General features: G+C 69.3%; 9 protein-coding genes. 6 read left to right on the plus strand and 3 right to left on the minus strand.

The window, feature by feature from the left end; all coding sequences use genetic code 11:
- The 3 genes from D7W81_RS03390 to D7W81_RS03400 all read left to right on the plus strand — a co-directional run.
- Window positions 1–784, plus strand: a 784-nt coding sequence (locus D7W81_RS03390; RefSeq protein WP_120553860.1) for an alkaline phosphatase family protein, incomplete at its 5' end; no start/stop codon positions are given.
- Window positions 785–795: 11 nt separating this feature from the next.
- Window positions 796–1767 carry a hypothetical protein gene (locus D7W81_RS03395; RefSeq protein ID WP_120553861.1) on the plus strand — a complete coding sequence of 324 codons (972 nt, stop codon included), beginning with the start codon at window positions 796–798 and terminating at the stop codon, window positions 1765–1767.
- A gap of 38 nt (window positions 1768–1805) precedes the next feature.
- On the plus strand, window positions 1806–4898 hold the full coding sequence (locus D7W81_RS03400) for an alpha amylase C-terminal domain-containing protein (protein ID WP_120553903.1): 3093 nt from the start codon (window positions 1806–1808) through the stop codon (window positions 4896–4898).
- Here D7W81_RS03400 and D7W81_RS03405 read toward each other — a convergent pair.
- The 3 genes from D7W81_RS03405 to D7W81_RS03415 form a co-directional block, all read right to left on the minus strand.
- A complete protein-coding gene (locus D7W81_RS03405) occupies window positions 4895–6598 on the minus strand; it encodes a TldD/PmbA family protein (RefSeq protein ID WP_120553904.1) in 1704 nt (567 codons plus the stop codon). The genes D7W81_RS03400 and D7W81_RS03405 overlap by 4 nt on opposite strands.
- A gap of 135 nt (window positions 6599–6733) precedes the next feature.
- Window positions 6734–8053, minus strand: a complete 1320-nt coding sequence (locus D7W81_RS03410) for a nucleotide sugar dehydrogenase (protein ID WP_120553905.1) — start codon at window positions 8051–8053, stop codon at window positions 6734–6736.
- A gap of 72 nt (window positions 8054–8125) precedes the next feature.
- The gene (locus D7W81_RS03415; protein WP_208721140.1) at window positions 8126–10201 is read right to left on the minus strand and encodes an alginate lyase family protein; all 2076 of its coding nucleotides are present in this window, start codon (window positions 10199–10201) and stop codon (window positions 8126–8128) included.
- A gap of 280 nt (window positions 10202–10481) precedes the next feature.
- Between D7W81_RS03415 and D7W81_RS03420 the strand changes: the two genes are divergently transcribed.
- From D7W81_RS03420 to D7W81_RS03430, 3 genes are all read left to right on the plus strand, one after another.
- Window positions 10482–11444 carry a histidine kinase dimerization/phospho-acceptor domain-containing protein gene (locus D7W81_RS03420; RefSeq protein ID WP_158621413.1) on the plus strand — a complete coding sequence of 321 codons (963 nt, stop codon included), beginning with the start codon at window positions 10482–10484 and terminating at the stop codon, window positions 11442–11444.
- 123 nt (window positions 11445–11567) lie between these two features.
- Entirely contained in the window at window positions 11568–12212 is a 645-nt protein-coding gene (locus D7W81_RS03425; RefSeq protein WP_120553864.1) for a hypothetical protein, read from the plus strand.
- Window positions 12209–12415 (plus strand): hypothetical protein, encoded by a 207-nt coding sequence (locus D7W81_RS03430; protein ID WP_120553865.1) that lies wholly within the window; start codon window positions 12209–12211, stop codon window positions 12413–12415. The genes D7W81_RS03425 and D7W81_RS03430 overlap by 4 nt, the downstream gene beginning before the upstream one ends.
- The last annotated feature ends 89 nt before the right edge of the window (window positions 12416–12504 follow it).

A 12504-nucleotide genomic window follows, 5' to 3' on the forward strand; every position in this document is an offset into this window, starting at 1 on the left:
CCCCACCTTCGGCGTGCCCGGCCGGCCCCAGTCCGCCTCCAACCAGACGGCCATCCTCACCGGCGACCCCGCCCCCGTCCTCGTGGGCGGCCACGTGCTGGGCTACCCCAACACCGCCCTGCGGGAATTGCTCGCGGAGCGCTCCATCGTGCGGCGCCTCAAGGCCGCGGGCCGCACCGCCACCTTCGCCAACGCGTACCCCGCGCCGTACCTGGACGCGCTCGGTGTTCCCCGGCGCCCGTCCACGTCCCCGCCGGAGTTCGCCCTGTCGGAGCGCGCCGCGCGCAAGGTGCGCCCCTCCGCCGCGAAGCTCGCCTTCGCCGCGGGCGGAGAACCGCTGCGCACGCTGGACGACGCGCGGGCGGACGACGGCCTCACCCACGACATCACCGGCGCCAACGCACGCGCGTACGGATTGGACGTGCCCCTCCGCACACCGGGCGAAGCCGCGGCCCTCTTCTGGCGCATCGCCGGGCAGGCGGACTTCACCTTCTTCGAGCACTACCTCGCCGACGAGGCCGGCCACGCCCAGGACTTCACGGCCGCCCGCCTGGCGCTCGACACCTTCGACGCCTTCCTGCGCGCCGTGGCCGCCACCCGGCCCGCAGAGGCACGGGTGTTGGTGTGCAGTGACCACGGCAACGTGGAGGACCTGTCGGTTCGAGGACACACCGTGCACGCCGTGCCCATGCTCTACTTCGGCCCCTCCGCGCCGGAGGTAGTTTCGTTCTCCACCGTCGCGGACGTGGGCCGCGCGGTGGTGCGCTGGCTCGGCGCCGACTGAAGGGACGTGGGATGCGGGTGGGCGGTACCGGACGATGGAGCCTGCTGCCCGCCCTGCTCGCGACGACGGCCCTCCTTTCCGCGTGCGCCTCCGTCCCCAAGCAGTCCGTCAACCCCACCGCCACGCTGACGCTGCCCGGCGGTGAGTTCCTCTTCGCGCACGCCACGAAGGACGCTCCCGCCGCGGAGATGATCCGCCGCGCGGTCGAAAACGCAGGGCCGCGCCTGGCCCGCTGGGGCGCCTTCCAGGAGCCCGTCACCCTGGTCATCCACCCCAACCACGCCGCCCTGGAGCGCGCCGCCCACCGCTCCGGCTACGACTTCCTGCGCGCCTGGGCCCGCTACGAACAGGTGGAGGTCCAGAGCCCCCGCACGTGGACGAGCAACGGCGCCACCCAGAAGCAGGTGGACGAGCTGCTCCTGCACGAGCTCACCCACAGCCTCATGTGGCAGGCGTCCGCCACCGTGTCGGACTGGACGAAGAAGGGCATTCCCCTGTGGTTCAGCGAGGGCATGGCCTCGTACACCGCCGGCCAGGGCTACCGCGTCCCTAGCCTGGAGGACCTGTCCCGCTTCCTCCACGACTACCCCCAGGCGGATCCGCTCGCCCGCGCCGAGTCCCTCTACGAGACGGAGAACGCCACCGTCTACGGCGCCGCCCACCACGCCTTCACCTTCCTCATGGAGCGCTACGGAGAGACGCGCGTCCGGGGCGTCCTCACCGCCATGCGCCGGGGCCAGGACTTCACCGGCGGCTTCCAGGAGGCCATCGGCCTGCCCGTGGACGCCTTCCTCCGCGACTTCCGCCGCTACGTCTTCCTCCGCGGCTTCAAGGGGGGCCGGCTGACCCCACCGCGGCTCCATCCACGCCCGGAAGGGCGCGGAATTCCTGGGAATTCAAAGCTCCCAGCGTCACCTGAACCACATTCGCCCACTTCCACGCCACCGGACACAACTCCGGAGGCCCCAAGCCCGACAAGTTGAGCAAGCCCGCTATGCGTGGGCCGCCGGAGGTCTCCCCCGTGACCGATTCGAAAATCAACCGCCCGAAAACCACCGTGTCCCCCACCACGGGCTCCTCCTCCGTTGATGCCGCGAAGCTGGCCGCGCAGCAGAAGGCTGCCGCCGCGAAGGCCGCCGCCGCGAAGCGCAACCAGTCCGGCTTCGAGTCCGCCCCTGCCACGGGCACGCGGACTCCCGTGGCCGGCACCGGCAACCTGGCCCGCTCCGCCAACGCGAGCGCGCTCCTGGGCGCCGCGCCCACGTCCGCGGTGAAGTCGAACGCGACGGTGGCGAACCCCACCACGCGCACCATCACGTTCACCTACGACGCGGGCCCGCACGCGGCGCTCAGCAACCCGAAGCTCAAGGGCAGCTGGGACGCGGACGGCCGCTTCAGCGCGCAGTGGGCCTCCGGCGGCATCCCCATGAAGTCGCTGGGCAACGGCAAGTACGAGGCCACGGTGAAGGTGGCGGACGACGGCCTGGCGCGCAACTGGGAGTGGGGCGTCAGCGTGGACGGCCCGTCCGGCAAGGACCAGTGGGCGGTGATGGGCGAGGGCAACCTCAAGCTGGACCTGTCCAAGCCCACCGCGTCCTATTCGCCGACGACGTACCACACGATGGGTGCGCAGAAGTCTGGCCAGGACGTGAACTTCAAGTTCTGGGCGCCGGACGCGCGGGCCGTGCAGGTGAAGGTGACGGACAAGCAGGGCCGCGAGCAGCGCATCCCCATGGCGCGCGACGAGGGCGGCAACTGGACCGCGCAGGCCAAGGGCGCGTGGGCGCAGATGGAGGGCAAGGCCTACGTCTACGAGGTCGTGGACTCCACGGGCGCCGTGAGCGACCGGCCGGACCCCTACGCGCGCCGGATGATGGGCGAGCAGCGCGGCATCGACCGGCTCTACCTGGACCCCACGCGCGGCAAGGAGGTGGACCGCTACTTCACCGGCGCCACCGGCCTGATGCGCTTCGACGTGGACGACGCCGAGGACGCGGACAGCGCGTACCTGGTCCTCAAGGACGGCGACGGCAACCCGCTCAACAAGAAGCAGCTCCAGGAGCGCCTGGGCACGTTCGACGACACCCTCATCGACAAGCTGCGCGGCGGGAAGTCCAACGACTTCTGGTCGCGCAACGTCACCGACGACGGCCGCATCAAGATGACGAACCAGGGCGGCGCGTGGACCACGCTCGTCAACGACCCGGACAAGCTCGCGGGCCTGCGCTACGAGTTCCAGGTCTTCGACAAGGACGCGGCGGGCAAGCTGCACCTGCGCGACGACGTGAACAACGACGGCAAGCTCTCCGACACGGAGCGCCTGGCGTCGTCGGAGAACGACCCCTGGAGCGACCTGATCACCACGGGCAGCGGCGTGTCCTTCCGCGGCTCCGTGCTCACCGACCCCACGGCGTTCCAGTTCAAGAACGACAACGTCCCGCGTGAGAAGGACCCGTCGAAGTGGGTGGTGTACCAGCTGCACGCGGGCAGCTTCCTGGGGCAGGCGGGCAACTCCAACCGCTCCACCATGGAGGACCTGATCAAGAAGCTGGATTACTTCAAGGAGCTGGGCGTCACCACGCTGGAGCTCCTGCCCACGAACGAGGTGGAGGGCCCGCGCAACTGGGGCTACCTGGGCGTCAACAGCCTGGCCGCGGAGAGCTCGCTGGGCTTCGAGGACGAGACGGGCCAGTGGGTGGAGGGCGATGAGGCCCTCAAGCGCTTCATCGACGCGGCCCACGGCAAGGGCCTCAACGTGGTGTCGGACGTCGTCTACAACCACGTCTTCGGCGACCACAACGGCCTGTGGAACGTGGGCGGCCCCAGCAACCCGTACTTCAACTGGGCCAAGGAGCCCGGCCAGTTCGAGCAGCGCGACACGCCGTGGGGCGCCGTGCCCGCGTACAACACGCCGCAGGTGAAGCAGCTCTTCGTCGACCACGCCGTGCAGCAGGTGGCGGAGCTGAAGTTCGACGGCCTGCGCTTCGACTTCACGGAGCCCATCAAGGGCACGGGCGGCAAGGACGGCTGGGAGATGCTCCGGGAGATCAACCGCCAGGTGCACTTCCTCAACCCGGACGTGTGGACCGTGGCGGAGCAGTTCGACTACGAGCCGGACATCTCGCGCCCGGCGAAGCCGGACGGCACGGGCGGCGGCTTCGACGCCCAGTGGTACACGGAGTTCCAGCACCGGCTGGTGCGCGACAACAGCAAGCCGGGCCTGGTGCAGGCCGCCGCGCGCGGGATGAAGACGGACGTGGACGCGTTCGTGAACCTGCTGACGAACCCGCGCGGCCTGGACGGCTGGAAGCACGCGCTGTCCATCATCAGCAACCACGACGAAGTGGGGAACGCGGAGCGCACCCTGGACACCGCGGAGGGCGCGAACCCCACCGACTTCCCGGACAACTGGTCGCGCGGCGCCGCCCGCTTCGCCGCCGGCATCGGCATGGCCGGACCCGGCATCCCCATGTTCTTCCAGGGTGACGAGTTCGGCGCCCAGAACCCCTTCAAGTGGGGCAACCCGTCCACCTGGGACAGCGACTGGAGCTGGCAGGACGTGGGCAAGGGCGTGGACTTCGGCAAGGTGACGTTCAACGACACCACCAAGGCCACCTACGAGCGGCTCTTCAGCCTCTCCCCGGACGCGCGCGCGAAGGACAGCGCGTACAAGGCCTTCTCCGCGGACGACAAGAAGCTGTTCGCGGAGGTGGCCGCCCTGCCCGCCTCCGAGCGCAAGGACGCGATGCTGGACGTCACGCGCCGGCAGTCCTTCAGCTTCTACAAGGACTCCATCGGGCTGCGGAACAGCAGCAACGCCTTCAGCGCGGCGGCGGAGGTCAAGCGCGTCTACACCCACAACGACGACAGCGTGATGGCCTTCACGCGCAAGTCGGGCAACGAGGAGTTCCTCGTGGTGGGCAGCCTCAACAAGAAGAACCTGGAGGGCTACTCGCTGCCGCTGCCCCCGGGCCAGTGGAAGGAAGTGCTGAACAGCGACGCCGCGGCGTACGGCGGCGGCAACTTCGGCAACTACGGCGCCACGCTGAACGGCGGGAACACCCCGGTGAACATCCCCGCCGCCGGCTACGTGGTGCTGAAGAAGGTCGGCTAGCGCTTCACGTCCGGGCCGGCCGCCGCCTTCGCAGGGGCGGCCGGACTGGGCAGCAGGGGCGGCCGGTCCTTGCCCTCCATGGTGCGCTGCAGCTCCAACTCCTGGAGCAGCACCGCGGGCGCCACGGTGGACACGGGCACGTTGCCGCTCTCCGCGCCGCAGAAGCCGTTGAACACGCCCAGCCGCTGGCCCGTGGCGAGGATGCGGTTCACCGACGACAGCGGCGTGCCGACAATCTCCACGCCGCGCACCAGCGTCTCCTCCCCTGTCTTCACGTCCACGCGGTACACCATGCGCGGCACGCCCTTGAAGGCCTGGTAGCCGTAGCTGGACGTGTTGGTGTTGCCGCCGGTGATGTCGCGGATGATGAGCCCGTAGGGCTTGCCCTGCCGCTTTGCCTCCGCGATCAGCAGCTTCTTCAACTCCGCGTCGCTCACCTGCTTCGTGCTGTCCACCAGGAGGTTGGCCATGCGCGCCACCGGCTGGAGCGTGCCCTGCCCGCGCCCGTGGCCGTTGGATTTGGGGAAGCCCTCCACCGGGTGACGGCTCATCAGGTAGCCCTTGAGCACGCCCTTCTCCACCAGGCTCACCGGCTGCCCCTTCACGCCCTCTTCGTCGTAGAGGTAGTAGCCGTTGAGCGGCTCGCCGTTCACCTCGCGCTTGGACGGATCATCCCGCAGCGACAGGAAGGCCGGGAGGATCTGCTTGCCCTCCTGTCCCTTGAACGTCTTGCCGTCGGTGTCGCCGTCCTGCCGGTCCGCCTCCAGCCGGTGGCCCAGCGTCTCGTGGAAGAGCACGCCCGCGGCCTCCGGCGCCAGGATGGCCGGGCCCGCGTACGGGGTGATGGCCGGCGCCTGCCGCAGCGCGAGCAGCTCGTCGATGACCTTCTGGGCCGCCGCGTGGACCCGGGCCTCGTCAGGCATGCCCGCTTCCGTGGGCAGGTAGAAGCTGCGCGAGTTGTCCAACAGCTGCCCGTCCGGCGCGCGCGTCACCGCGGAGACGTGGAACGCGTAAAGCGTCTCCTCCGTGATGAGGCGCGTGCCCTCCGACGACACGAACAGCCGCGTGGCCTTGTCCGCGGTGATGCGGACCTCGGAGTCGAACAGCTCCGGGTGCGCGTTGAAGCGCGCGGACACCTCGCGCGCCACGCGGCGCCACTTCTCGCGATCAAACGGGAACGCCACCGGCGGCTGAACGAAGGAGGCCGGCGTCTCCTTGGAGAAGGACGCGGGGCGCTTGGGGTCCTCCACCGTGTAGACGTCCTCGCCCTTCTTCTTCAGGTACTGGAAGAGCGCGGCCTTGTACTTCTCATCCGTGACGAGCCACAGCGCCGTGCGCAGCGCGAGCGGCGAGTCATCCAGCGGCCCGTCCTTGCGCGACGTGAAGCTGGAGCCCTTGCTGGTGCTGAAGCCGAAGTCGAGCGAGTCCGCCACGGAGCTGTCGTAGTCGTAGCTGCCCACGCGCACGTCCACGCCCAGCTTGCGCTCGCGGTAGTCGTCGTCCTGGAACAGCGCCCCGTAGCGCGCGATGAGCAACCGCGACTGGTAGTCCTTCACGCCATAGCTCAGGAAGTACGGCGCTTCATGGCCGGTCACCTTGAGCTGTTGTTGATTGCGCGTGAGCTCCGCGCCCATCGCGTCCAGCAACGGGACGCGGGGGTCGGACGCAGGCGCCGCGCCCATCAGGAGGGACGCGGCCATGAACAGCGGGAACAGGGGATGGGATTCGCCAGGCACGGCCGCGCACTGTAGCGAAAAACAGGCGAGGGCCCTCCCCTCACGCACGAAGCGTGAAGCGAGGACCCTCCTGCCCGCATGCCCTGTTCGCTACAGGCCTTAGGCCTTGATGATCTTCTCGCGGCCCTGGGTGACGGCCTTGGTCGCGTTGCGCGTGTCGACGACGATGTTCGAGCGCTGGACCAGCTCGTTGTAGTCGATGTGCGAGTGGTCGGTGAGGATCATCACCACGTCGTACTGGTTCAGGGTCTCCGGATCGAGCGGGACGGACTTCATCTCCATGTTGAAGCCGTGGCCCTTGTGCAGCTCCTTCACGAACGGGTCGTGGTAGGCGATGTCCGCGCCCTTCTCCTTGAGCAGCGTCATCACGCGCAGCGACGGGGACTCGCGGTGGTCGTCGATGTCCTTCTTGTAGGCCGCGCCGATGCAGAGGACCTTCGCGCCGTTGAGGACGCGCTTGTTCTGGTTGAGCGCCTCCATCGTGCGCTGCACCACGTAGTAGGGCATCTGCCAGTTCACCTCACCGGCCAGCTCGATGAACTTGGTGTGGAACTCGAACTCGCGCGCCTTCCACGTCAGGTAGAACGGGTCGATGGGGATGCAGTGCCCGCCCAGGCCGGGGCCGGGGAAAAACGGCTGGAAGCCGAAGGGCTTGGTGCTGGCGGCCTGGATGACCTCCCAGACGTCCACGTTCATGCGGTCGCAGAGCATCTTCATCTCGTTGACCATCGCGATGTTCACGCAGCGGTAGATGTTCTCCAGCAGCTTGGAGAGCTCCGCGACGCGCGTGGAGGACACCGGCACCACTTCCTTCAGGGCGCTGCCGTAGAGGGCGACCGCCACCTCGAGGCACGCGGGCGAGTAGCCGCCCACGACCTTCGGAATCGTCTTGGTGTTGAAGCCCTTGTTGCCCGGGTCCTCGCGCTCGGGGCTGAAGGCCAGGAAGAAGTCCACGCCAGCCTTGAGGCCGCCCTTCTCCAGCAGGGGCTTGAGGATCTCCTCGGTGGTGCCCGGGTAGGTGGTGGACTCCAGGATGAAGAGCTGACCGGGGCGCACGTACGGCGCCAGGGCCTCGCCCGTCTGGATGATGAAGGTCATGTCCGGCTCACGCGACGCGGTCAGCGGCGTGGGGACGCAGATGATGACGCAGTCGAGCTCGCGGGACTTCGCGAAGTCGTTGGTCGCCTTGAGCTTGCCAGCGTTGGTGAGCTCCGCCAGCGGCGCGCTGGGGATGTGCTTGATGTAGCTCTCACCCTTGGCGATCTTGTCGATCTTGCGCTGGTCCACGTCCAGCCCCGTGACCGGGAAGCCCGCTTCCGCGAAGGCCATGCCCAGCGGAAGACCGACGTACCCGAGACCCACCACGCCCACCTTCGCTTCCCGATTCTGAATCCGACCCAGCAACGGGTTGCCAACCATCACGCGCATTGTCGTTACTCCCCAGCAGTTGACGTGAGGCCTCGCCGGCTCACACGTCCCGACCCACACCAATCACCTGAAGACGAACACCCACCCCAGCCATGCCGGAGGCGTCAGCTGCCTCCGGAACTCCACCGACACCGCCGGCACCACGCGCCCATACCCGGGCGAGTAGCGAGACGGCACGAGCAGGGTCTCCAACCCCTGCCCGAAGAGCACCCAACCCTCGGGCGCCTCCGCCGGTCCAATCTCCAGGGCCCGTGCATCGAAGGCTTCCGGCCCTTCCTGCACACGCCCCGCCCGCGCCATGACTTCCGCCGCGGGCTTGCACCACCGCGCCTGCCCATCGGGCAGATGCAAACGTCCGACCACCTCATGACGGCCCGTTCCGACGAGCCGGTCCCCCACGGCCAGCGCACGCACGTGCCGGTCGAGGAAGAAAGTCCTCTCAATCCCTACCGGGGCCGGCAGGTGGCGGTAGCCGTCGTGGCGCACCACCAGCCGGTCATGCTTCGCGCCGGGCTGGAAGGCCACGACGCGAGCCCGGGCATCCTCCGGCAGCGCGAAGAGCCGCGCCGGATCCAACGGGGCCTGCTCCGCCCCATCCACCTGAAGCGTGTTGTGCGCCGCGGTGCTCCGCATCGCGTTGCGCAGGGCCGGATCCCGCGTGTACGAACCCGTGCCGGGGTCGACGATGACGGGACGGCCATTGAGGTGAAGCTCGAAGGAAAGCTTGTCGTTGTGGCTGTGTCCTCCGACGCCCCGCTGCCCCTGTTTTCCGGCCGAGACGGTGAGCACGACACCCTCACCGCGCAAGATGTGAAAGCCACCTTCCGCAAAGCTTACAGACACCGGCGCCGGAGCCACGGGCAGCGCGTTGAAACGCACGAGGCCCGCGCCGCCCAGCAGCCACGCCGCCTCGTCCGGAAACACGCCGCCGCCCAGGCCCGCGTCGTTGAAGAGCGCCGCGCCCAGCCCCGCCAGGTAGCTGTGATCACCGTCCGCGCGCTCCTGGAACGGGAACACGCGGCCGCTGTCGTTGTCGCCAATCTGCGGCGCCAGACCGGACTCCGAAGACCAGGCGCGGGCCGCGACGAACATCAGTCGCAGACGCGCTTCATACGCGGGCCCCAGCGACACGCCCGCGCCGCGAGCGACGAGGAAGGCCAGCGTGAACAGCTCCACCGACAGGCGGTGGTAGGGAATGGAGCCCTCGAAGGACGTGCCCTCGGGGTGGACCTGCGCCTCCATCTGCGTGCGCAGGCCGTTGGCCGCGAGCGCCACCTGCCGCGGCGCACCGGGCAGCTCCGGGAAGAGCGAGCCCACCACCACGAGCCCCACGTAGTTGGAGACCAGGTGGTTGTTGGGCACCGCGCTGGTGTCCTCCAGGTGGGCCTCCACCCACGCGCAGTGCTCCGCGAGCGCGCCCAGCACGGGCACCAGGAACTCCGGACGGCGCACCTCCGGCCGGTCCGCGAACATCACCAGCGCCTGCGCGAGGTTCGCCGCGCGCAGGGCAATCTCCATGGAGCAGGTCCAGTGGACGCCCATGCCCACGGGGTTCGCCTGCAGGAAGTCCAGCGTCTGCGCGACGAAGGCCGTGGCGAAGCGCGAGCGCTCCGCTTCCGTCTCCGCCACCCACGCGCCCTGGGCCAGGGCCACCACGCTGTCCAGCCGGCCCATCACCCACGGGTACTTCGGATCCATGCCCGTCACGTGCAGCGGCATGCGCTCCACGGGGTCCACGGGATAGTGCCGGCCGCTCACCGGCTCCAGGGACCAGTCCACCGGCTTGCCTTCACCGAAGGAGACCGGCGTGCCGAAGAGGTCCCACTCCTGACGGAGCGCCCGCGTGGCGCGCTCCAGCGTGCGCGCCTTCGCGCCCGGAAGCTTCTCGATGGCGGCGCGAGCGGACTCGCGCTGCGACAGCTCACACCAGGCGCGCGAGGTGCGGTGATCCAGCGCCAGCGTCACCAGCTCCTCGGCGCGGGTGGCGCCGAAGGACTCCAGCAGCTGCGCCTCGTCCACCTGCTCGCGGCGGCTGTAGAGCGCCTTGCGTGCGACGCCCTGGACCCGGCGGACCGCGCTCTTCGCGAGCGCCCCAGGCGCCATCCGAGCCATCGTCGCGTAGTAATCGAGAGTACCCATCCGCCCCTTCCCGCCCTGCCTGACGTGGGCAGGTGATAGCAAGCGGCTGGCCAAAACCTTTTCCCAGTGAGAGCAAGGGTTTGGCGCGAGGCACCTGCCCTTCCGGCGGTAAAAATGTCCGCTCGACCCGATCATGGGGGGTAAAGGATTGCTGCCTGACGTGGAAAGGAAGTGCTCCGCGTTGGAGCCGTTGCGCCTCCATGAAGGCATGACCATTCCTTGGCGCGTGCGGGCTGGGGCTTGGATGGGGCGGCGCATCGAGGACGACCTCGATGCCAGGATGGAAACGACGCTGACGGCGGTGGCCGAGCAGGCGCTGCGCGGTGGAACGCGCGCGGGCCTGGAGGCTCTGTTGAAGGCGTCCTTGCGGCTGACCGGCGCGACCGGCGCGGCCCTCTATGAAGGACGCGTGTGCGTGATGAAGGTGGGCAACGTCCCCGCCCGTCGCGCCGCGAACATCAAGGACAGGAAGTCCACGCAGCGCCCCTCCGTCCTGGAGGTGTGGCCCGCGCCGCTGACGACGTCGCAGCGCAGTGTGGTGGCGCGCTTCAGTGCGTTCGCCCCGGCGCTGCTCGCCGCGCACGCGCGCGAGGTGGCCCAGGGCGCCCGGCAGGCCCGGCTGCTGGAAGCGAAGCAGCGGCTGGAGCGCACCGTCGCGGCGCAGGACAAGCGGCGCTCACGCGCGGCGCACGACCTGCGCACGCCCCTGATGGTCATCAGGGGCTACGTGGACATGATGATCAAGGGCACCGGGGGACCGCTGGGCGCGCAGGCGCAGCGCTACCTGGAGCGGATCGCCAAGGTCGCCGCGGATCAGAAGGACCTCATCGACCGGCGCCTGGCGCCCTCCGTGCCGGGCCTGGACGACCTGCGTCCCGTGCTGGAGCACGCCTTCGCTCCCGTGAAGGGACGGGCCACCCCCACGCTGATGCTGCCGGGGGAGCGGACCGTGCCGGTGCAGGGCGCCCGGGCGGACTGGGAGCTGCTGGCGCGCACGCTGGCGAAGGGCACCACCGGCGCCGTGGCCGTGGACGTCCACCTGGGCCCGGCCCCGGAGGCCTCCCACTGGCTGCTGCGCGTCCGGGCCTGCCCTGGCGCGGCCCTGACGGCCCGGACGGAAGCCATGCTCCGGCAGCTCGCGGGACGGCTGGGAGGCACCCTGGCCGTGGCCGTGGAGCCCCGGCTGGAAATCACCCTGGTGCTGCCGGGGGATGACGCCTTCCCCGTACCCTCCCACCCTTGAGGGTATGAGAAAGCAGGAGGCGTCGGGGTAGCGCGCGAAAGGTAGGTGGAGGTCGCAACTCACCTACCCACCGATGCGATAAAAGGGAAAGCGGTTTTCCTTCCTCCCCCGAAGGCCTCCCCCATGAAGCTCAACCGAAGCTCGAGCGTGCGCTCCACGAAGTCCGACTCGGCGCTGCCCAGCACGCCGCAGCCGCCGCGCCGCAGCAACTCCGTGGATTCGAAGCCCAACACGACGACCTCGTCCGCGACGCCGGCGAAGCCCACGCGGACGAACTCGGCGCCTTCGACGGCCCAGCGGCCTCCCAGCGACATGTCCACGGGGAGCCCGTCGCGCACCCGCCCGCGCAACCCGGAAGGGGCCGCGAGCGTGAACAACGCGCAGGCGAGCGGCGCGAAGAAGCCCACGACGAACACGGAGATCCGCGCCTGGTACAAGCAGCAGATCGCCGGCATCCCCGCGAACGACGCGAAGCTCCAGGCGCAGGGGGCGTCGCTGGCGGAGCGCGCGAAGGCCGCGCATGCCATCCGTCACGAGGCCCGCGTGGGCGCGCGTGAGTTCATGGGCACGTTTGAATCCGCGATGCTCAAGGCGCGCGACTTCTTCAAGTACGGCCGGCTGGACGGCCCCTCGTTCGACCAGCTCGTCGGTGAGGCCAAGAAGAGTGGCTTGAGCGAGGCGCAGGCGTACGACAAGATCATCAACAGCTCGCAGCGCACCAACCAGGCCGTGGACAACATCTACGCCAAGCCGCAGGCAAAGCTATGACCGGTGATCAACTGCTGAAGCAGAAGCTGGAGTGGGTGAAGACGTCGGATCCGCTCCACCCGCTGCGCACCAAGGCGGAGGGCAAGGAGCTGCGCCTGCGCATCGGCGACTTCCCCGAGGAGTCCATGTACACGCTGCTCGTCGACGACCAGGAGGTCACCGAGTTCGACGACTGGCCCAAGGCGTGGGTCCGCCCGCGCTAGAGCGCGGAAACGCACTCCGGCTGAAAAAGCAGACGCCCTGTCCCTCGCTTCAAGGCGGAAGGACGGGGCGTCGTCGTTTCCGGGCCTCT

Source organism: Corallococcus aberystwythensis (assembly GCF_003612165.1).
GTDB lineage: Bacteria > Myxococcota > Myxococcia > Myxococcales > Myxococcaceae > Corallococcus > Corallococcus aberystwythensis.